The 20,312-nt window shown below is 60.4% G+C and carries 16 protein-coding genes; 8 read left to right on the forward strand and 8 right to left on the reverse strand.

The window, feature by feature from the left end:
• The first annotated feature begins 37 nt into the window (after positions 1 to 37).
• The 3 genes from BLU71_RS21670 to BLU71_RS21680 are packed head-to-tail and all read left to right on the forward strand — an operon-like array spanning position 38 to position 1,802.
• Complete coding sequence (locus BLU71_RS21670) at positions 38 to 661, forward strand: FMN-binding negative transcriptional regulator (protein ID WP_042608058.1); 624 nt, start codon at positions 38 to 40, stop codon at positions 659 to 661.
• A gap of 10 nt (positions 662 to 671) precedes the next feature.
• Positions 672 to 1,118, forward strand: coding sequence for a GNAT family N-acetyltransferase (locus BLU71_RS21675; protein ID WP_083353852.1), 447 nt, complete (start codon positions 672 to 674; stop codon positions 1,116 to 1,118).
• Between the two features lie 12 nt (positions 1,119 to 1,130).
• Complete coding sequence (locus BLU71_RS21680) at positions 1,131 to 1,802, forward strand: GNAT family N-acetyltransferase (protein ID WP_083353853.1); 672 nt, start codon at positions 1,131 to 1,133, stop codon at positions 1,800 to 1,802.
• 121 nt (positions 1,803 to 1,923) lie between these two features.
• On the opposite strand, the gene BLU71_RS21685 is transcribed toward BLU71_RS21680, so the two are convergent.
• A complete protein-coding gene (locus BLU71_RS21685; RefSeq protein ID WP_065616396.1) occupies positions 1,924 to 2,826 on the reverse strand; it encodes a homocysteine S-methyltransferase family protein in 903 nt (300 codons plus the stop codon).
• Between the two features lie 113 nt (positions 2,827 to 2,939).
• On the opposite strand from BLU71_RS21685, the gene BLU71_RS21690 reads away from it, so the two are divergent.
• Both BLU71_RS21690 and BLU71_RS21695 read left to right on the forward strand, forming a co-directional pair.
• Complete coding sequence (locus BLU71_RS21690; protein WP_064365162.1) at positions 2,940 to 3,758, forward strand: ABC transporter substrate-binding protein; 819 nt, start codon at positions 2,940 to 2,942, stop codon at positions 3,756 to 3,758.
• Positions 3,755 to 4,591, forward strand: a complete 837-nt coding sequence (locus BLU71_RS21695; RefSeq protein ID WP_083353854.1) for an amino acid ABC transporter permease — start codon at positions 3,755 to 3,757, stop codon at positions 4,589 to 4,591. Before BLU71_RS21690 ends, BLU71_RS21695 begins: the two co-directional genes overlap by 4 nt.
• A gap of 15 nt (positions 4,592 to 4,606) precedes the next feature.
• On the opposite strand, the gene BLU71_RS21700 is transcribed toward BLU71_RS21695, so the two are convergent.
• Positions 4,607 to 4,885: a helix-turn-helix domain-containing protein gene (locus tag BLU71_RS21700; protein WP_024014849.1), complete on the reverse strand. Its 279-nt coding sequence runs from the start codon at positions 4,883 to 4,885 to the stop codon at positions 4,607 to 4,609.
• The gene (locus BLU71_RS21705) at positions 4,882 to 6,231 is read right to left on the reverse strand and encodes a HipA domain-containing protein (RefSeq protein ID WP_083353855.1); all 1,350 of its coding nucleotides are present in this window, start codon (positions 6,229 to 6,231) and stop codon (positions 4,882 to 4,884) included. The genes BLU71_RS21700 and BLU71_RS21705 overlap by 4 nt, the downstream gene beginning before the upstream one ends.
• A gap of 369 nt (positions 6,232 to 6,600) precedes the next feature.
• Here BLU71_RS21705 and BLU71_RS21710 point away from each other — a divergent pair, with 369 nt between their 5' ends.
• Positions 6,601 to 8,796, forward strand: a complete 2,196-nt coding sequence (locus tag BLU71_RS21710) for an autotransporter outer membrane beta-barrel domain-containing protein (RefSeq protein WP_083353856.1) — start codon at positions 6,601 to 6,603, stop codon at positions 8,794 to 8,796.
• A 194-nt stretch (positions 8,797 to 8,990) separates the two neighbouring features.
• Here BLU71_RS21710 and oadA read toward each other — a convergent pair whose 3' ends face one another.
• Both oadA and BLU71_RS21720 read right to left on the reverse strand, forming a co-directional pair.
• On the reverse strand, positions 8,991 to 10,799 hold the full coding sequence (gene oadA / locus BLU71_RS21715) for a sodium-extruding oxaloacetate decarboxylase subunit alpha (protein WP_083353857.1): 1,809 nt from the start codon (positions 10,797 to 10,799) through the stop codon (positions 8,991 to 8,993).
• Between the two features lie 11 nt (positions 10,800 to 10,810).
• On the reverse strand, positions 10,811 to 12,226 hold the full coding sequence (locus tag BLU71_RS21720; protein ID WP_024014853.1) for an acetyl-CoA carboxylase biotin carboxylase subunit: 1,416 nt from the start codon (positions 12,224 to 12,226) through the stop codon (positions 10,811 to 10,813).
• Positions 12,227 to 12,416: 190 nt separating this feature from the next.
• On the opposite strand from BLU71_RS21720, the gene BLU71_RS21725 reads away from it, so the two are divergent.
• Positions 12,417 to 13,379, forward strand: a complete 963-nt coding sequence (locus tag BLU71_RS21725) for a LysR family transcriptional regulator (protein ID WP_083353858.1) — start codon at positions 12,417 to 12,419, stop codon at positions 13,377 to 13,379.
• Here BLU71_RS21725 and BLU71_RS21730 read toward each other — a convergent pair.
• From BLU71_RS21730 to BLU71_RS21740, 3 genes are all read right to left on the reverse strand, one after another.
• On the reverse strand, positions 13,321 to 13,524 hold the full coding sequence (locus BLU71_RS21730) for a PA3496 family putative envelope integrity protein (protein ID WP_082530340.1): 204 nt from the start codon (positions 13,522 to 13,524) through the stop codon (positions 13,321 to 13,323). The two genes, BLU71_RS21725 and BLU71_RS21730, sit on opposite strands and share 59 nt — an antisense overlap.
• A gap of 233 nt (positions 13,525 to 13,757) precedes the next feature.
• Complete coding sequence (gene hexR / locus BLU71_RS21735; RefSeq protein WP_007962240.1) at positions 13,758 to 14,624, reverse strand: transcriptional regulator HexR; 867 nt, start codon at positions 14,622 to 14,624, stop codon at positions 13,758 to 13,760.
• A 127-nt stretch (positions 14,625 to 14,751) separates the two neighbouring features.
• The gene (locus BLU71_RS21740) at positions 14,752 to 17,625 is read right to left on the reverse strand and encodes a GGDEF domain-containing phosphodiesterase (protein ID WP_083353859.1); all 2,874 of its coding nucleotides are present in this window, start codon (positions 17,623 to 17,625) and stop codon (positions 14,752 to 14,754) included.
• A 257-nt stretch (positions 17,626 to 17,882) separates the two neighbouring features.
• On the opposite strand from BLU71_RS21740, the gene uvrD reads away from it, so the two are divergent.
• Positions 17,883 to 20,066, forward strand: a complete 2,184-nt coding sequence (gene uvrD, locus BLU71_RS21745) for a DNA helicase II (RefSeq protein WP_064365169.1) — start codon at positions 17,883 to 17,885, stop codon at positions 20,064 to 20,066.
• Positions 20,067 to 20,312 lie beyond the last annotated feature (246 nt).

Consider the following 20,312-nt stretch of genomic DNA (forward strand, 5'->3'; position numbering starts at 1 on the left):
GCCTAGGATGCAGGCATTCGCCAAGGAAAATCTGTCCATGTACACACCACGCGCCTTTGCCATCGAAGACTTGTCCCAACTGCACGAACTGATCCTTGCCACTCGCCTGGCCATTCTGGTCAGCCACGGTGAGAGCGGACTGCAAGCCAGCCATGTGCCAGTGCTGCTGCATCGCGAACAGGGCGAATACGGCACGCTCTACGGTCATCTGGCCAAAGCCAACCCGCAGTGGAAAGACCTGCGCGACGGCGCCGAAGCGATGCTGATCTTCGCTGGCCCAGACGCCTACGTGAGTCCAGGCTTCTATCCGAGCAAAGCCGAACACGGCAAAGTCGTGCCGACCTGGAACTACATCGCCGTACACGCCTACGGTCATGCCGAGACCTTCAGCGATGGCGGGCGGCTGCTCGACATCGTCAGCACCCTGACCGACCGTCACGAAGCGGGCCGCGCCCAGCCTTGGTCGGTGGAAGATGCGCCGGCCGATTACATCGACGGCATGCTCAAGGCCATTGTCGGTTTTGCCATTCCCATCGATCGCCTCGAAGGCAAACGCAAGCTCAGCCAGAACCGCAGCGCCGAAGACATTGCCGGGGTGCGCGAAGGCCTCGCCGCCAGCCCCGACGCCAACGACCAGACCCTCGCTCGCTTGATGCGCTAAGGAGACCCGCATGACCCAGATCGATATTCACCCGGTCAGCGCCAATGACCACGCCGCCTGGCTGCCGCTGTGGCAGGCCTACCTGCGCTTTTACAACACCGAGCTGCCGGACACCGTGACCCAAAGCACCTGGCAGCGCTTTCTCGACCCGAACGAACCGACCCACGCGGCCATCGCCTGGGCTGATGGCAAAGCGTTGGGCATGGTGCATTACATCTATCATCGCTCGAACTGGAGCATCGAAAACTCCTGCTACCTGCAGGATCTGTTGGTCGTGCCGGAGTCGCGGGGCACGGGTGTCGGTCGCCTGTTGATCGAACATGTCTACGCTACCGCCAAGGCTGATGGCTGCTGCAAAGTCCACTGGCTGACCCACGAAACCAACGCCACCGCGATCCAGCTTTACGAGCGCATCGCCGAACGCCCAGGCCTCATTCAGTTTCGCCAAGCCCTTTAAGGAGACGCGCACATGACCGCTTCACTCGCTGACTGGAAAGGCGTCCCCGCCCCCTCCGCCACCCTGCTCGACGGCCGCTTCATTCGTCTGGAGAAACTCGACCCGGAGCGGCATGGCGAGCAACTCTTCGCTGCCCTCGAAGGGCCGGGCGCCGATCCGAAACTCTGGGATTATCTGCCTTACGGGCCGTTTCGCGAGCGCAGCGCGTTCAACGACTGGTTGAACAACCATGCGGCCAACAGCGACCCGTATTTCTTCAGCGTCATCGACCGCGCGACTGATCAGGTCCAGGGCATCCTCAGCCTGATGTCGATCGTCCCGGCCCAAGGTCGTATTGAAATCGGTCACGTCACCTTCGGCGCACCCATGCAGCGCTCGCCGAAAAGCACCGAGGCGGTTTACCTGCTGGCCAAGTACTCGTTCGAGCTGGGTTACCGGCGCCTGGAATGGAAGTGCAACAACGGCAACGCCCGCTCCAAATACGCGGCCGAGCGTTTGGGCTTCAGCTTCGAAGGAGTGTTCCGCCAGCACATGGTGGTCAAGGGACAGAACCGCGATACCGCGTGGTATTCGATTCTGGATGCGGAATGGCCGGCGATTGGTACCGGGTTCGAGCGCTGGTTGAGCGATGAAAACCAGACGCCGGGTGGCCAAGTGAAAGGCTTGGCCGAGTGCCGTAGCTGAATTTCTCAAATACCCTGTGGGAGCGAGCCTGCCCGCGAAGGCGGTATGTCAGTCACTGCGAATGTTGACTGACTGACCGCTTTCGCGAGCAGGCTCGCTCCCACAATTGGCGGGGTCAGGCTTATCGACGCAGTTCCTGCGCCAGCACCGCAATATGCTCCGGCCCGATCCCGCAGCAGCCGCCCAAGTGAGTGGCGCCGCGCTGTTGCCAGTCCAGCGCCCAGTGCAGATACCCCGGCGGATCAAGATCGTCACGCAGCGGGTCGAGTCCGTCGTTGGCCGTGGCTTCCTTCGGTTGCGGAGGAAACGCATTGGCGTACGCGCCGATGTTGATGTTCACGCCGAGACGCTCGAACGTTGCGCGCGCCGCGTCGATGGCCGCGCCAATCACTTCAGGCTGGCTGCAGTTGAACAGCAACGTTTCAACGCCGAGCTCAGCCGCCACCGCCGCCGCTTCGGCAACGGGCTCACCGGAGCGCAGGCGCGGCACTTCATCGGTGTCTTCGTCCTTGAGGGTGAATGACAGCCAGAACGGTTTGCCATCCTTCGGCAGCCCGGCGTGAATGGCGCGCGCCTCGACGATCGAGCTTTGCGTTTCTGCCAGCCACAGGTCGACATATGGGGCCAGACCGTTAACCAAAGGCGTCAACAGTTCGGTCACGCGAGCAGCCTCGAACAGATCCGGACGGTACGAGCCGAACAGCGGCGGCAATGAGCCGGCAACGCGTACGGATCTACCTGAAGCCTGCACCGCGCGCTGCGCCACTTCCCCCGCCAGTGCTGCAAGCGCCTGACCTTCAGCGGCAAAGCGCTCTTCACCAATGTGAAACGGTACCACTGCGTAACTGTTGCTGGTGATCACATTGGCGCCGCTATTGATGTAAGCGGCATGCACCGCCTCGACCGCTAGCGGCGCTTCGCTCAGCGCCAGTGCCGACCACTCGGGCTGGCGAAATGGCGCACCGGCGCGTTGCAACTCACGGCCCATGCCGCCATCGAGAATGACCGTTCCTGCTGCGCTCATATGCGTTTCACTCATATGCTTATGAAAATAACTCACTATCGGAGCCGTTCTTATAACTATTTAATACGCACCACTCGGTTAATAACAACCTCTTTTTTCAACAGGAAGCGACTGTGAAATTCCAACCGCTATTGGCCCTGGGCCTGACCGTTCTGGCCTCCACCCAAGCCTTCGGCGGCGCGACGCTGGACCGTGTCGAGCAGAAAAAAGAACTGGTTGGCGTGCTGATGGAGAGTTATCCGCCCTTCTCGTTCCTCAATGAACAGAATCAACTCGACGGTTTCGATGTCGACGTTGCCAAAGCGGTGGCGGATAAGCTCGGGGTCAGACTTCGTCTGGAAACGCCGTCTTGGGACGTGATCGCCGCCGGCCGCTGGAGCGGGCGCTACGACATCTGCATCTGCTCGATGACCCCGAGCAAGGCCCGCGCCGAAGTGTTCGATTTCCCGGTCGAGTACTACGCCTCGCCAGCAGTGATCGTGGTCAATGCCAAGGATGAGCGGATCCACAGCGCCAAGGACCTGAGCGGCAAGAAAGTCGGCCTGACCAGCGCCTCCAGCTATGAAAGTTATCTGAACAAGAATCTGGTCATCGAAGGCGCCGAGGATACACAGCTGCAGTATCCGTTCGAGGATGTGCAGATCGCTCCGTACGACACCGACAACGTCGCCTTTCAGGATCTGGGTCTCGGCGCCGGCGTGCGCCTGGATGCGATCCTCACCAATCTGGTCACCGCACAACCGCGTTTGAACCAGGACCAGCGCTTCAAACTGGCCGGCGAACCGCTGTACTCGGAGCCGAACTCGGTGGCCATCGAAAAGGGTGACCCGCAGTGGGACGCCAGGGTGCGCGAGGTGTTCGCCCAGCTGAAACAGGACGGCACCCTGAGCAAGCTGTCGCAGAAATGGATCGGCGCCGACATCAGCCAATGAGTTCTTTTCCAACCCCGCCACAGCCACCGCAACCGGTGGCTGAAACCCGCCTGCAAAAGCTTTTCGGGTTCCGTACGCGCCTGTACCTGACGTGGGCTGCGCTGTTCTGTCTGTTTGCCGGATTTTTCCTCAGCTTCGACCTGAAGTTCGCGATCATCCTCGACAAGCTGCCCAACCTCGTTGGCCTGAAGCTGGCGCCGAACGGCTTCCTGCAGGGCGCAGCGCTGACGCTGTTCCTCTGCGCCTGCTCGATCATCGCGTCGTCGCTGCTCGGTTTCATCACCGCGCTGGCGCGCCTGTCCAACAGCGCCGTGGCGTTTGGCATTGCCAGTTTCTACACCTCGTTCTTCCGTGGCACGCCGTTGCTGATCCAGATCCTGCTGATCTACCTCGGCCTGCCGCAACTGGGCATCGTCCCCGGCGCCATCGTCGCCGGCATCATTGCCCTGTCGCTGAACTATGGCGCCTACCTGAGCGAAATCTTCCGCGCCGGCATCCTCGGCGTCGATCACGGCCAACGCGAAGCATCCCTGGCGCTGGGCCTGCGCGAAAGCGTGATCTTCTGGCGCATCACCCTGCCCCAGGCCATGCGCACGATCATCCCGCCGACCACCAATCAGTTCATCTCGATGCTCAAGGACTCGTCGCTGATCTCGGTGATGGGCGTCTGGGAAGTGATGTTTCTCGCCCAGTCCTACGGCCGCTCAAGCTATCGCTACATCGAAATGCTCACCACCGCGGCGATCATCTACTGGCTGATGTCGATCGGGCTGGAGCTGATTCAGGCACGGATGGAGCGGCATTACGGCAAGGCGTATGTGCGGCGTGGTTAAACAGTCGCGCAGGTTTTAAACGGTGTCCCGGCGTATTCGCACAACACCCATTTTCATGCCGAATGGGCGGAACACCGCGTTCAGCGACTTCAATGTCTGGTTGCCTTCGCCATGTTCGATATGCACCAGCGTGCGCACTGAAATCTTGCACATCTTCGCAAACTGGGTCTGATGCAGACCGGTGACTTCGACCCGTAAACGGCGCACGGCGTCACCGATTTCCAGAGTGCCTTCGGCCAGTGATTGCTGAATGCTTTCGATGAGCGCCGTGCGCTCGAGGACGGTCAGACTCATTGCAGGTCCCACTCTTTCAAACGTTGCTCGAGGTTTTTCAGATGAACGCTCGGGTGATTCATGGTTCTGGCGGGCAAACCGCTGGCCGCAAGAATATCCGGCAGTGCGGCCAGACGGCGGGCATCCGCGCGCAGGCCTTCGAACAGCGCAGAGGCATCCAGCCCCGCCAACGAATCGTGCGGATCTGCGCTATCGGCCAATACGCGGCAGACACCTCGCCAATCGACATCGCCCGCCCGCTCCAACTCTTTTGGCCATTTGGTCGTACGCGTCACGCCTTCGTCATCCATGACCATCGGGGCGAGGTCATAAATAGGCGCGAGTTGGAAAGCGTTCTCTTGCCGGATGATCGCCGTGTTACGACCGTGGTTATCGGAGTTTCCGAGGATTTTATTGATCAGGTCGCGACGCAGGTAATCGGCGACGAGGCCGGGAATCTGGCTGGCCTGACCCGCTTTGCGCCATAGCCCGGCGAGCATGCGGATCACGTCCAGATGATTCATGGCGCTGCCAGGCGTCGTCACTTCAGCCAGCGAATAAATCGATTCGACGGCAAAACGCGACACCGCCCCATCTTCCACTTGTCGATCAAAACGCCGCATCCACAAACTCGGTTTGTTCGCCTCTTCCAAGGCCAGGCCTTCTGCCGCGACCGTTTCGATGCCCAATGTCTGCAGCGCTTTGTAGTAATGGAATTCGCTGCGCAGGATGTCCTGATCGGTCTGCCCGCCCCTGTTTCTGGCGAATTTCACGAACCAGTGCTGTCGCACTTCTTCATCGTCCAATACCGCGTCGGGATACAGAAGCCCGGCGCTGTTCTCTGCCAGTAATAGCTTCGGAGCTTCACCACCTGCCCCCGTCGCGCCACCGATGGCCGCGCCCAGCTCGTAGGCATATTCAAGAAAGCGGTTGTCGCGGCTAATGACCTCTTCGCGCTTGAATCCGATCGGCTTCCTCTCATCGACTGCTTCCGCCGATTCCTTTATTCGCATGTTGCCAATGGGAGCCGGTGTACTGCGACCCAGCAGAAACAGATCGGCGCTGATCTCGGCGGGTCTTTCCTGACCCAGGCGGGCGAGGAGAAACCGCTTGGCTGCGCCTGCCGGTGCGATGTCGTGGACAAAGGCTGGTGTCTTCGCGCGCCGACCTTCCCAATCCAGCGGATACAGGGCACTCACGGCTTGGGAAAAAGGCGACCCGATCAACTCAATGTTTTCCACCAGATAGTCCGCTTCATAGCCAAAACTGCAGCGGCTTTCAAAGCCTTTTTCCGGATCATCGAAGTCAAGAGTCATCGCGTCGTGCCATTGCCCGGCGGTGAAGATCTGGAGTGTCAGGTTATACATGTTGATTCCGTGTGCATTTTAATGCGTTTCAAAAAAGCGAAATCTTCGATAATTGCAATATAGTGCATTCTTGCAGCTAAACACGCTGTGAATCTGCAACAAAATGCACATCAGCCCTCGCTATTGACTTACTAAGTGCAAAATAATGCAGAAAAGCATTTAACATCACGCGGATAAAAATGCCTTCTTCAAGCGAAAGCTGTAGGAAAAAGAACAACTGGCGCCGCGCAAAAGAATTGTTTGCGAAAGCCAGTGAGGATTTTCCACAAAACGATCCGACGTCGCCTGCGTGGCTGGGGGAAGCAGCCGACATCGGTTTTTTTCGGGCAGCAATAGAGTTGGGTTTTCTCGATACGGAAATCGAACCTCATGCCCACTCAACACCTATTCGCACCAAAACACCTGGCTCTGGCTATTTCACTGGCGCTGGGTGGCGTAGCGCTGGCTAATGCCGAGCAATCCAGCGAAGCAATCGAGCAGCCTCAAAGCGTGGAAACGATAGAGCAGCTCGAAACCCGCCCCAAGCAACAGGCGTTGGAACGGCTCCAGGGTTTTCTCAACGCCGCAAGCACGGTTCCGATTACCTTCATTACACCGGAAACTGTATTCAAGGGTACTGACGTCAACGACTTGATTACCCTTAAAGACGGCGCGAGCTTCACTGGCCGACTGGATGGGGGCAAGGGCGACAATGTGCTGTTCCTGGATGCTGCGAACGGCGGCACGTTGAGCGACACACGCAACTTCAATGGATTATTCGTCGCCCAAGGAGACTGGACGCTGAGTCCCAAAGGTGATTTTCATGAAGGCGTTATGGTCAATAGTGGCGGAGCGCTGACCAACCTCGGCAGCATCAAGGGTGATGTGTATGTACAGAATGGCGGCAGTTTCGCCGGTAAAGGCACGGTGGCAAATCTTGAGGTGGGTGGGCTGCTCACCGTCAATGCAGCGCTTGGCGCTCCCCGAGTAAAAGGCAATTTGCATTTGGCGCCTGGTGCCGAACTGGCTTACGAGGTCACACCCACCGGTAGCCCTACAATCAAGGTTGATGGCACAGCCCAGCTTGACGGCGCCACCCTCAAGGTCGTCGCAGCTGCGGGTGAATTTCCGCAGAGCAGCCAGTACAAAATCATCGAAGCCCGTGAGGTGAAAGGCGAGTTTGGCAGGATCGAGAATGATCTGGCGTATATGACGGCCACGGCTCAATACAACAAGAAATCGGTTGCACTGACGTACGCTCGCAATGACGTAGCGCTTGAAAGCCTCGCGCCTACCGAAAATGCAGGCGCGCTTGCAGGCAGTATCATCGAGCCAGAGCCCGACCCGATCTCAACACCCATATCGCCAACGCCTGCTCCCGCCTCACTGACAGCGGTGATCGCAGCTCCAGCGCCGGTCCCGACCTCAGTCGCGAACTTGATTGAAGACTCCGCATTGGTGGGATCATCGACACTAAACGAAATCGTGACTGCGCAAACCAGCGAAGCCGCCGCCCAGCCTGTGCCTGAACTTACAAAGCCTGCTAACGCCGCTGTAGCCGCACTGCTGACCAGCGATAAAACCACCGCGCCTATCGCGCTCGACCAACTCGCTGCCGGCAGCAATGCCAACCTCGCCAAAGCCACTCTGAACAGTGTCACACCGGTCAGTGCGAGCATGCTCTCGGCGATGCGGCAACTGGACAACCGTCCCGGCGCAACGGACGGATCGCGCAGTTCACCGGGTCAGGCCGCAGGCAGCGGAGACTCCGGGCGGGTGTGGATTCAAGCGCTGGGTAACGGCGGCAAGGTTGATCGGGACGGTGACGGCATCCTCCAACACTCCACGCAAGGTCTGGTCGTGGGCGCTGACTGGCGACTCGACGAGCAGTGGCACGTCGGCCTGCTCGGCGGCAAATCACAGACGAAACTGGATGCTCGCCAGTACGACGGCGATCTCGACAGTTGGCACTTGGGCGCCTACGCCGTGCGTCAGGACGGCCCACTGTCGTTGCGTCTCGGCGCCACCTACGCCAGCCATGACGGTAGCAGCACACGACGGGTCGCGTTCAAGGGTTTCAGCGATCGTCTGAAGGGCAACTACGACGCCAATACTCAGCAGGCATTCGCCGAAGCCGGGTTCAATTTGGGCCGCGACAGCGTAACCCTCGAACCCTACGCCAGCCTCGGCTATCAACGTTATCAACGCGACAGCTATAACGAGAAAGGTGGCGACGCAGCGCTGAAAGTTTATGGGCAGACCCGCGACAACTTCAGCAGCACCTTCGGTCTACGGCTTGCGCAGGTCAACACGCTGGATAACGGCATGCGCCTGACGCCGCGATTGAGCGCAGGCTGGAAACATACCTTCGGCGACATCGACAGCGACACCCACCAGCAACTGCGCAAGGGCGGCAAGCGTTTCGAAGTGACCGGCGCGGCGCTGGACCGGAACAGTCTGTCGGTGGATGCGGGGCTCGATCTTGGCCTGTCGGCGGCGCACACGCTGGGCGTGGGCTTAACCGGTGAGCTGGGTAATGACAGCCGAACGTATGGCGTGGCGGGCCAATGGCGCATGGCGTTCTGACGGAGCGCGTTCCTGTGTAGGAGTGAGCCTGCTCGCGATAGCAGTGTGTCAGACGAGCAATCATTGACTGACACGACCCCATCGCGAGCAGGCTCACTCCTACAAGGGATCTTCGTCATCGCGGTAAATCACAGGCAAAAAAAGGGGAGCACATGCCCCCCCGAGGTTTAAAGCGTTGGATCGCGGCCGTTATCTCAGCCTTCGATCTCGATAAGGATTTCGCCCGGGTTGACCCGGTCGCCCTTGGCCACATGGATCGCGGTGACTTTGCCGGCAATGGCAGCCTGGACTTCGGTCTCCATCTTCATCGCTTCGGTGATCAGTACCGCCTGGCCTGCCTTGACGGTATCGCCCTCCTTGACCAGCACATCGACGATGTTGCCCGGCATGGTGGTGCTGACATGGCCCGGTGCCGAGGCCTGTTTGCGTTTGCTGCTGCCACCACCGACAAATTCGTTGAGCGGTTCGAACACCACTTCTTCCGGCATGCCGTCGATGGACAGATAGAAGTGGCGCTTGCCCTCGGCCTTGACGCCGACACCAGTGATGTCGACGCGGTAGGTTTCGCCGTGCACATCGATGACAAACTCGGTCGGCACACCTTCGCCGCTCGCCGAGGCAACGGCGCCCGCTTCCGGGATCGGCAAAAGCACTTCCGGCGTAAGAGTGCCGGCGGCGCGTTCTTCAAGGAACTTGCGGCCGATGTCCGGGAACATGGCGAAGGTCAGTACGTCTTCTTCGGATTTGGCCAGTGCGCCGATATCGGCACGCAGCTTGGTCATTTCCGGTTTGAGCAGATCGGCCGGGCGCACGTCGATGACGTCTTCGCTGCCGATCGCCTGACGCCGCAGCTTTTCATTGACCACGCCCGGTGCCTTGCCGTAGCCGCCCTGCAGATACAGCTTCACTTCGTTGGTGATGGTCTTGTAGCGCTCGCCGGCCAGTACGTTGAAAAACGCCTGGGTGCCGACGATTTGCGAGGTTGGGGTCACCAGCGGCGGGAAGCCGAGGTCTTCACGTACGCGCGGGATTTCTGCGAGCACTTCGCCCATGCGATTCAGAGCGCCCTGCTCTTTCAACTGGTTGGCGAGGTTGGAGATCATCCCGCCCGGCACTTGGTTGACCTGCACACGGGTATCGACGGCGGTGAATTCGCTTTCGAACTGGTGGTACTTCTTGCGTACGGCATAGAAGTACAGGCCGATTTCCTGGAGCAGCTCCAGATTCAGGCCGGTGTCGTACTCGGTGCCCTTGAGCGCGGCGACCATTGATTCGGTGCCCGGGTGGCTGGTGCCCGAGGCGAAGCTGGAGATTGCGGTATCGATGTGATCGGCGCCGTTTTCGATCGCCTTGAGCTGGCACATGGCGGCCAGGCCGGCGGTGTCGTGGGAGTGGATGAACACCGGCAACGACTGCTCGGCTTTCAGAGCACGCACCAGTTCACCAGTGGCATACGGGGTCAGCAGACCGGCCATGTCCTTGATCGCTACCGAGTCGCAGCCCATGGATTCCATTTGCTTGGCCTGGGTGACGAAAGCGTCGATGGTGTGCACCGGGCTGGTGGTGTAGGCGATGGTGCCTTGCGCATGTTTGCCGGCAGCTTTCACTGCTTCAATGGCAACGCGCAGGTTACGCACATCGTTCATCGCATCGAAGATGCGGAACACGTCGATGCCGTTCACCGCTGCTTTGGCGACGAAAGCTTTGACCACGTCATCGCTGTAGTGGCGATAGCCGAGCAGATTCTGCCCGCGCAGGAGCATTTGCAGGCGGGTGTTGGGCAGCGCCGCACGCAGTTGGCGCAGGCGCTCCCACGGGTCTTCCTTGAGAAAGCGCACGCAGGCGTCGAACGTCGCGCCGCCCCAGCATTCCAGCGACCAGTAGCCGACCTTGTCGAGCTTGTCGCAGATCGGCAGCATGTCTTCGGTGCGCATGCGGGTGGCGAGCAGCGATTGGTGAGCGTCGCGCAGGATGGTGTCTGTTACGAAGATTTTCTTGCTCATTCTTGTATTCCTCACAGGCCTGCGTGGGCGGCGATGGCGGCGGCGATGGCCAGGGCCAGCTCTTCGGGTTTGCGCTTGATCGAGTAGTTGGTCAGCTCCGGGTGGCTTTCAACGAAGCTGGTGTTGAACTGGCCGCTACGGAATTCCGGGTTGCGCAGGATTTCCTGGTAGTACGCGGCGGTGGTCTTCACGCCCTGCAGACGCATGTCGTCGAGGGCGCGCAGGCCACGGTCCATCGCCTCTTCCCAGGTCAGCGCCCAGACCACCAGTTTCAGGCACATCGAGTCGTAGAACGGCGGAATGGTGTAGCCGGTGTAGATCGCCGTGTCGGTGCGCACGCCCGGGCCGCCGGGGGCGTAGTAACGGGTAATTTTGCCGAAGCTCGGCAGGAAGTTGTTCTTCGGATCCTCGGCGTTGATACGGAACTGCAATGCAAAGCCACGGTGCTGAATGTCTTCCTGCTTCACCGATAGCGGCAGGCCGGAAGCGATGCGAATCTGTTCGCGGACGATGTCGATGCCGGTGATTTCTTCGGTGATGGTGTGTTCCACCTGCACCCGCGTGTTCATTTCCATGAAGTACACCTCGCCCTCGGCGAGCAGAAACTCCACGGTGCCGGCGTTCTCGTAGCCCACAGCCTTGGCTGCACGTACCGACAGGTCGCCGATGTAGGCGCGCTGTTCCGGGGTCAGCTGCGGGCTCGGCGCGATCTCGATCAGCTTCTGGTTGCGGCGCTGGATCGAGCAGTCACGCTCGAACAGGTGCACGACATTGCCGAAGCTGTCGCCAAGGATCTGCGCTTCAATGTGCTTGGGATTGACGATGCATTTTTCCAGGAACACTTCCGCCGAACCGAACGCCTTGGTGGCTTCGGAGATGACCCGGGGGAAGTTCTGTTCGAGTTCTTCGCGGCTGTTGCAGCGACGGATACCGCGACCGCCACCACCGGAGGTGGCCTTGAGCATTACCGGGTAACCGATGCGGTCGCCTTCGACCAAGGCTTCTTCGATGCCGGAGACGTTGCCCTCGGTACCGGGCGTTACCGGTACGCCGGCCTTGATCATGCTGCGGCGCGCTTCGGTCTTGTCGCCCATGCGCCGGATGACCTCCGCCGACGGGCCGATGAATTTGATGCCGCGCTCGGCGCAGATTTCCGCCAGCTCGGCGTTTTCCGAAAGGAAGCCGTAGCCGGGGTGCAGCGCATCGCAGCCGGTTTCCACCGCCAGGTTCACCAGCTTGCGCGGGTTCAGATAGCCGGCCAGTGGCTCGGCACCCACGCTGTGGGCCTCGTCCGCACGCTTCACATGCAAGGCATGGCGATCGGCGTCGGAGAAAATCGCAACCGAGCGAATGCCCATTTCGGCGCAGGCTCGTACGATGCGTACGGCAATCTCACCACGGTTGGCGATCAGGATCTTTTTTATCACTTGGAGGTTCCCTTGAGCCGGTGGCACCACGACCTGCTAGACCCAGGTCGACGCGTGACCAAATGTTTCAATTCAGTCGCAGGTCCACACTAGCGCTGCTGAGGGATTAACAAAAATGAATAAAAATTGGGTCAGGCATAAGCAAACACTTATAGTTGAAACAACTGACCGCTGACCGAGCCTGAAAACTATGCGTAAGTCATTGATGCGTATGACATTGCGTCAATTGCAGATCTTCAATGAGGTGTGTGATTTACGCTCGTACAGTCGCGCCGCCGAGGAAATGTCCCTCACACAACCGGCCGTCAGCCTACAGATTCGTCAGCTGGAAGAGCTGATTGGCCAGCCGCTGTTCGACTATGTCGGCAAAAAACTCTACATGACCGAGGCGGCAGAAGCGCTTCAGCGCGCCAGCCGCGACATTTTCGGGCGCCTGGAAAACCTCGACATGCAACTGTCGGACATGCAGGGTTCACTGCAGGGTCAGCTGAAACTGGCGGTGGAATCGAGCGCCAAATATTTCGTGCCGCATCTGTTCGCCGCGTTCAAGCGCCAGCATCCGGAAGTCAATTTGCAGCTGACCGTGGTCAACCGTGGCCAGGTCATCCGCCGCCTCTCGGACAATCGCGATGATCTGGTGATCATGTCGATGGTGCCGCAGGACATGGGCCTGGAATTTCTGCCGTTCCTCAACAATCCGATTGTCGCCGTGGCGCGTCCGGATCACCCGCTGGCGCACATGGGCCCGTTGCGCTTGCAGGATCTGGAGCCGTATACGCTGCTGATCCGCGAGCCGGGCTCGGGTACGCGTCTGGCCTGCGAGGAATACTTCAAGGAAAAGCGCGTGCACTTCACTCAGACCCAAGAGGTGGCGTCCGCCGAAGCTCAGCGTGAATGCGTGGTGGCGGGCCTGGGCCTGGCGCTGTTGACGCGCCACGCCCTGAACCTGGAGCTGGCGACCGGCGGCCTGGTCGAGCTGCCGGTCGAAGAGTTGCCGCTGATGCGCAGCTGGTGTCTGGTGCAAGCCAAAGCCAAACGGCTGTCACCGGTGGCGCACGCCTTCCTGGCGTTCATCCGCAGCGAGCGGGCGCAGATTATTGCGCTGGTTGAGCGTTTCGACGGGAAGCGGCGGGCGTTGCCTGCCAATGCGTGATCTCGGGAAAATCGCCGATCTCGGCCTGAAGCTGGCGAAGTTCGAAGCGATCCTCGATTGCGCGGCGAAATTCCATGCGGCGCTGATCTTCCTGCTGACGACGGGTTTTCGCGGCGCTGTTGCGTTCTTCGTAGGGCTGAGCCATTTCGAGTCTCCCAGGGCGAGTACGGGAGTTTTACGATAGGCGTGGGGGATGACGGTTTGGCTGCGCGGGGATGACAATGTGATGAAATGTGCGCAGGGATGTGCTGTTGTTGAGGACGCTTTCGCGAGCAGGCTCGCTCCCACATTTGATCCCGTTATGACCCAGAATTTATGTTCTCAGAAGCCCCCCTGTGGGAGCGAGCCTGCTCGCGAACAAGGTCGGAACGACCTTGCTCAATCGTCCAGCGCTTTCACGGCCTTGGGCGACAAACGCAGACTGCGCAGACTGCGCTTCACGCTCTTGAGATGATTGACCAGGCTCGGCCCGCGCGCCATGGCCACGCCCATCGCCAGCACGTCGATCACCACCAGATGGGCGATTCGCGAGGTAAGCGGCGTGTAGATTTCGGTGTCTTCATGCACATCGATCGCCAGATTGACGGTCGACAGTTCGGCCAACGGCGTCTGGCTCGGGCACAGGGTGATCAGCGATGCCCCGCTCTCGCGAACGAGGTTAGCGGTGATCAGCAAATCCTTGGAGCGCCCTGACTGGGAAATACAGATCGCCACATCGGTCGGCTTCAGCGTCACAGCCGACATCGCCTGCATGTGCGGATCGGAATACGCCGCCGCGGTCAGCAGCAAACGGAAAAACTTGTGCTGTGCATCCGCGGCCACCGCTCCGGAAGCACCGAAGCCATAGAACTCGACACGCTGCGCCTGGGACATCAGCGTCACCGCGCGCTGCAGCTCCACTGGATCGAGCTTCTCGCGCACTTCCATCAGGGTGTGCAGCGTGGTGTCAAAAATCTTCAGGCTGTAGTCGGCGACGGAGTCATCTTCGTGGATCGCGAACTGGCCGAAGCTGGCGCCGGCGGCCAGGCTTTGCGCCAGTTTCAGCTTGAGGTCCTGAAAGCCGGAACAACCGATCGCGCGGCAGAAACGCACGATGGTCGGCTCGCTGATGCCGACGCTGTGAGCCAGGTCGGCCATGGAACTGTGCATCACTGCCGCAGGGTCAAGCAGCACGTGGTCGGCGACCTTGAGCTCCGACTTGCGTAACAGGTGACGTGACTGGGCGATGTGTTGCAGCAGATTCAAGGGGCTGGACTCTTCTTGTGGGCAAGGATGTAGCAAGCTTGTAGTTATACTACATGAATGGGCATTTTGCCTGCTCAATGCGTAACTCAATGTCCCTGTATCAGGCCTGCTGAGGTGCATGTAGCCCTTACTGCGGATTTTCCTGACCGCGCAAAAGCCCGGCCAGACTGGCAGCGTCCACTGGCCGGCTGATCAGGTATCCCTGCACCTCGTCGCAACGCTCGACGCGGAGAAATTCCAGTTGATCCTGCCGTTCGACGCCCTCGGCCACGACTTTCAGGGCCAGCCCGTGCGCCATGGCGATGATCGCGCGAGTGATCGCGGCGTCCGCACTGCCCGCGCTCAAGCCGCGAATGAACGCTTGATCGATCTTCACGTAATCCACCGGAATACGCTTGAGATAACTCAAAGACGAATAACCGGTACCGAAATCATCGATCGCCAGTTTCACCCCCAGATCGCGCAGTTGCTGGAACGTCGCAATGATGTGTTCGACGCTGTCGAGCAAATGGCTTTCGGTCAGCTCGAGCTCAAGGCAGTGCGGCGCTAGGCCGGTTTCTTCCAGCACTTGCCGCACCAGGCTGACCAGTTTGCCCTGACGCAGCTGATGCACGGAAAGGTTCACCGACACGCGGATCGGCGCCAGGCCCTGACGCTGCCATTCGCACGCTTGCCAGCACGCCTGACGCAGGACGAATTCGCCGATCGGGCCGATCAGCCCGGTCTCTTCGGCGAGGCCGATGAAATCCGCCGGCGGCACCTGGCCCATGCTCGGATGATCCCAGCGCACCAGCGCCTCGGCAGCATTCAAACGACCGCTTTGCAGGCACAGTTTCGGTTGGTAGAACACCGTCAGTTGCTGCTCTTCTATGGCCCGGCGCAAGTGGTTTTCCAGCTGCAAACGCTCGAGTGTGCTGGCTTGCAGGCTGTCGGTGTAGAACTGGAAGTTGTTGCCGCCCAGATGTTTGGCATGTTGCATGGCCATGTTCGACTGGCTGACCAGCGTCGAGATCTCCCGCGCGTTGTCGGGCAACAGACTGATGCCCATCGAGGCACTCACCACCAGCTCATGCCCGTCAACACTCAGCGGCAAACGCAGCTTGGCCGACAACCGTGTGGCGACCCGGGCCAGGCTCGACAGATTGCCGTAGGCATCGAACAGCACGGCAAACTCGTCTCCCGACAAGCGCGCAATGGTGTCGGCCTCCGGCAAGGCATTGACCAGCCGGCGCGCCATCTTCTGCAGCAACTGATCGGCGACTTCATGACCAAGGCTGTCATTGAGCAATTTGAAACGGTCCAGATTGATGTGCAGCAACGCCAGACTGCGGCGCCCGCCCTGGCGAACCCGCTGATGGGCTTCATGCAGGCGCTCGCGGAACAGCGAGCGGTTGGCCAGACCGGTGAGCTCGTCGTAATGGGTCAGATAGCGCAGGCGTTCTTCCGACGCCCGCCGCGCCGAGAGATCGGCAAAGAAACCAACGATATGGCTGACATTGCCGCGGCTGTCGCGCACCGCATTGAGCTGCAACCATTGCGGGTACAACTCGCCGTTCTTGCGGGTTTCCACCAGTTCGCCCTGCCAGCTGCCGTGCTGCTCCAGCGCATGCCGGATCGCCACGTAGTGACGACGGGCATCGCGGCTGCACGGCAACTCGACAACGTTGCGCCCGAGCATGTCGTCAATCTCGTAACCGGTAACCCGGCTGAAAGCCTGATTGATCGCAATCAACGCGTAGTCAGGATCGAGAATCACGATGCCTTCGCTGGCCGCCTCGAACACCGTCGCCGCCAGCCGTTGCTGCTCTTCGAGGCTTTTGCCGGCGCTGATATCGCGGCGGGTACCGACCATGCGGATCACCCGGCCGCTGGCGCTGCGCTCGACGGCGCGGCCGCGGTCCTCGATCCACACCCAGTGGCCGTCGCCGTGGCGCAAGCGATATTCGACCTGATAATCCTCGGTGCGCCCCTTCAAATGCTCGACCAGCGCGAACTGGAGTGACGGCACGTCTTCGGGGTGCAGTCGCGGTTTCAGATCGCGCAGAAGCGCAGTCACGTATTCCGGGGCGAGGCCGAACAGTTCCTGAACCTGCGTGTGGTGGACTTCGTCGGTCTGCAGATTCCAGTCCCATAAGCCGAGCTCACTGGCCTTCAGTGCCAGCGCCAACCGCGCTTCGCTTTTGCTCAAGGCCTGGTTGGCTGCATCCAGTTCGCGGCTGCGCTGGGCCACGCGATCTTCGAGATCAACCTGCGCTTCACGCAACCGGGCTTCGGCACAGCGGCGCTGCTCGATCTCTTTGCCCAGTTCCTGATTGAGTTGTTCGCTGCGGGCCTGTGCTTGCTGAAGGTGCTCGATCAGGTGCTGGTTCTGGAAACGCCGGAGCAAACCGCGATCGATCAGCCGATTGACCTGCCACGCGACCACGCTCAGCGAACCGAGCAGGATCAACCCCAGCCAGCCCCAGCCCCGTGCCTGATCGTCGCCGCCCCAGAACAGGTAGCCGATCGCTGGCAGCAGACAGGGCAAGGTAAACGACAGGAACGCCGGCAGGCTCACGGCGTAGGCGACACTGGCCGACAGCGTTGCCGCGCCGATCAGGCCGAATACCCAGGCCTGCTGAATGAAATTGTCGGCGGGAACGAGGGCGATGCCGGCACCGGCCAAAGTCAGACCGGTCATGGTCGAACCGAGCAGAAACATGCGAAACCAGATCGGCCGGGCCTGGCGATCGGGAATCGCCGAATCGAACGCGGCCACCTGGATCACCCGCAACGCGACCAGCGACAGCAGCCACACCAGCCAGACGCTGACCACGAAGTAGCGCTGCGGGCTCCAGAGCAAAGCGGCGCAGACCAGACCATTGATCAACATGAACAGCGTGGGCAACAACGAGCCCTGATACAGCAGACGCGTGCGCTCCACCGCCATTTCGACGGCATAGTGCTTGCGGATCACCCGAGGGTCCACGGAGGGCCCCGACAGTTCGGCGCTGAGGGTCATGGGCAACGTTCTTGTTCTTATAAGGAGGGCGTGCGCCCGAAACGTGGACGGAGCATACACAAGCCGACCCCGTTGCCAAACTGCTGCCGATCACAATTGCAGGGAAAATTTCCGCCGCCAACGCCCCGCTGCCACCCCCCAGGCGAGACAGGCCGAAGCCTGCAGCCAATGACCGACCGGTCGTCCTCGGCAGCACTTTCATCGGCTAATGCAACGCGCGGTTTGCCCGGGCCCGCGGCGCACCCTAGAATGCCCCGATGCGCGATGATCTCTCCCTTCTGCTGAACTCCCTCAACGATGCCCAACGCCAGGCCGTAGCGGCCCCCGTTGGCCGTCAGTTGGTCCTGGCCGGCGCCGGTTCCGGTAAAACCCGAGTGCTGGTGCACCGTATCGCCTGGTTGATCCAGGTCGAGAACGCCTCGCCTCACTCCATCCTGTCGGTGACCTTCACCAACAAGGCCGCTGCCGAGATGCGTCATCGCATCGAGCAGTTGCTGGGCATCAACCCGGCCGGCATGTGGGTCGGCACCTTCCACGGCCTCGCGCACCGCTTGCTGCGGGCGCACTGGCAGGAAGCGGGCCTGAGCCAGACCTTTCAGATTCTCGACAGCGATGACCAGCAGCGTCTGGTCAAGCGGGTGATCCGCGAACTGGGTCTGGATGAGCAACGCTGGCCGGCGCGTCAGGCGCAGTGGTTCATCAACGGCCAGAAAGACGAAGGTCTGCGACCGCAACACATTCAGGCCAGCGGCGACCTGTTCCTCGCCACCATGCGCGGCATCTACGAAGCCTACGAGGCGGCGTGCCTGCGTGCCGGCGTGATCGATTTCTCCGAGCTGCTGCTGCGCGCCCTCGACCTGTGGCGTGATCATCCGGGCCTGCTGGCCCACTATCAAAAGCGTTTCCGTCATATTCTGGTCGACGAGTTCCAGGACACCAACGCCGTGCAGTACGCCTGGTTGCGCCTGCTCGGCAAGGGCGGTGACAGCCTGATGGTGGTGGGCGACGACGATCAGTCGATTTACGGCTGGCGCGGCGCGAAGATTGAAAACATCCATCAGTATTCTTCGGATTTTCCGGATTCCGAGACGATTCGCCTGGAGCAGAACTACCGCTCCACCGCCGGCATCCTCAAAGCCGCCAACGCCTTGATCGCCAACAACACCGGGCGCCTGGGCAAAGAGCTGTGGACCGACGGCGGCGACGGCGAAGCGATCAACCTGTACGCGGCGTTCAACGAACACGACGAAGCACGCTACGTGGTCGAAACCATCGAAAGTGCGCTGAAAACCGGCCTGGCCCGTAGCGATATCGCGATTCTGTACCGCTCCAACGCCCAGTCGCGAGTGCTCGAAGAAGCCCTGCTGCGCGAGCGGATTCCGTACCGCATCTATGGCGGGCAGCGCTTCTTCGAACGCGCGGAAATCAAGAACGCCATGGCCTACCTGCGCTTGCTTGAAGGTCGCGGCAACGATGCGGCGCTGGAACGGGTGATCAACGTGCCGGCCCGTGGCATCGGCGAGAAAACCGTCGAAGCGATCCGCGAGCACGCGCGACACAGCGATGTATCGATGTGGGAAGCGATGCGCCAACTGGTCGCCAACAAAGGCCTGACCGGCCGCGCCGCCAGTGCGCTCGGTGCATTCATCGAGCTGATCGAGAACCTCGCCGCCAAGTGCGCCGAGATGCCGCTGCACCTGATGACGCAAACCGTCATCGAGCAGTCCGGCCTGATCGCCTATCACGAAGCGGAAAAAGGTGAAAAAGGTCAGGCTCGAGTGGAAAACCTTGAGGAACTGGTCAGCGCCGCGCGCAACTTCGAGAACACCGAAGAGGACGAAGAGCTGACGCCACTGGCGGCATTCCTCGGCCACGCATCGCTGGAAGCCGGCGACACTCAGGCCGACGAGCACGAAGACAGCGTTCAGCTGATGACCCTGCACAGCGCCAAAGGTCTGGAGTTCCCTTACGTGTTCCTGGTGGGCATGGAAGAAGGCCTGTTCCCGCACAAGATGAGCCTGGAAGAGCCCGGGCGTCTTGAAGAAGAACGGCGTCTGGCCTACGTCGGTATCACTCGGGCCATGCAGAATCTGGTGATGACCTACGCGGAAACCCGGCGTCTGTACGGCAGCGAAACCTACAACAAGGTGTCGCGTTTCGTACGCGAGGTGCCGAAGGGCCTGATTCAGGAAGTGCGTCTGTCCAATAGCGTCAGCCGACCGTTCGGCGGCAACCAGTCGATGAGCGGCAGCAATCTGTTCAGCGGCAGCGAGATACCGGAAACCGGTTTTGTGCTGGGTCAGGCCGTACGTCATTCGATCTTCGGCGAAGGGGTGATCCTCAACTTCGAAGGTTCCGGCGCCCAGGCCCGAGTCCAAGTGAACTTCAGCGAAGGCAGCAAATGGCTGATGCTCGGCTATGCCAAGCTGGAAGCCATCTGACCCCGGTTTGTTTGTTTGTTTGTGGGAGCGAGCCTGCTCGCGAATGAAATCAACGCGGTTGATCTGATACACCGCGGTGCAGCTTTCGCGAGCAGGCTCGCTCCCACAGAGTTCGGTGTTCTGACCCACAATCGCTCTGAACCTATCGCCTTTTCCTACAGACAAAAGTACATCGGCTGATTGCCTCGCCAAGCTGAACGCAACCTGTCAGGCAAAAGCCCGAAACACTCTCTCGCTAGCCAGTAA

The organism is Pseudomonas moraviensis, from assembly GCF_900105805.1.
GTDB classification, from domain to species: domain Bacteria; phylum Pseudomonadota; class Gammaproteobacteria; order Pseudomonadales; family Pseudomonadaceae; genus Aquipseudomonas; species Aquipseudomonas moraviensis_A.

Bases quoted from the DNA above. Each gene is read 5' to 3' on its own strand.
- BLU71_RS21670 (WP_042608058.1), top strand. From the start codon at position 38: ATGTACACACCACGCGCCTTTGCCATCGAAGACTTGTCCCAACTGCAC.
- BLU71_RS21700 (WP_024014849.1), bottom strand. From the start codon at position 4,885: ATGAGTCTGACCGTCCTCGAGCGCACGGCGCTCATCGAAAGCATTCAG.
- uvrD (WP_064365169.1), top strand. From the start codon at position 17,883: ATGCGCGATGATCTCTCCCTTCTGCTGAACTCCCTCAACGATGCCCAA.
- BLU71_RS21740 (WP_083353859.1), bottom strand. From the start codon at position 17,625: ATGACCCTCAGCGCCGAACTGTCGGGGCCCTCCGTGGACCCTCGGGTG.
- BLU71_RS21695 (WP_083353854.1), top strand. From the start codon at position 3,755: ATGAGTTCTTTTCCAACCCCGCCACAGCCACCGCAACCGGTGGCTGAA.
- BLU71_RS21680 (WP_083353853.1), top strand. From the start codon at position 1,131: ATGACCGCTTCACTCGCTGACTGGAAAGGCGTCCCCGCCCCCTCCGCC.
- BLU71_RS21730 (WP_082530340.1), bottom strand. From the start codon at position 13,524: ATGGCTCAGCCCTACGAAGAACGCAACAGCGCCGCGAAAACCCGTCGT.
- BLU71_RS21685 (WP_065616396.1), bottom strand. From the start codon at position 2,826: ATGAGCGCAGCAGGAACGGTCATTCTCGATGGCGGCATGGGCCGTGAG.
- BLU71_RS21705 (WP_083353855.1), bottom strand. From the start codon at position 6,231: ATGTATAACCTGACACTCCAGATCTTCACCGCCGGGCAATGGCACGAC.
- BLU71_RS21725 (WP_083353858.1), top strand. From the start codon at position 12,417: ATGCGTAAGTCATTGATGCGTATGACATTGCGTCAATTGCAGATCTTC.
- BLU71_RS21675 (WP_083353852.1), top strand. From the start codon at position 672: ATGACCCAGATCGATATTCACCCGGTCAGCGCCAATGACCACGCCGCC.
- BLU71_RS21710 (WP_083353856.1), top strand. From the start codon at position 6,601: ATGCCCACTCAACACCTATTCGCACCAAAACACCTGGCTCTGGCTATT.
- oadA (WP_083353857.1), bottom strand. From the start codon at position 10,799: ATGAGCAAGAAAATCTTCGTAACAGACACCATCCTGCGCGACGCTCAC.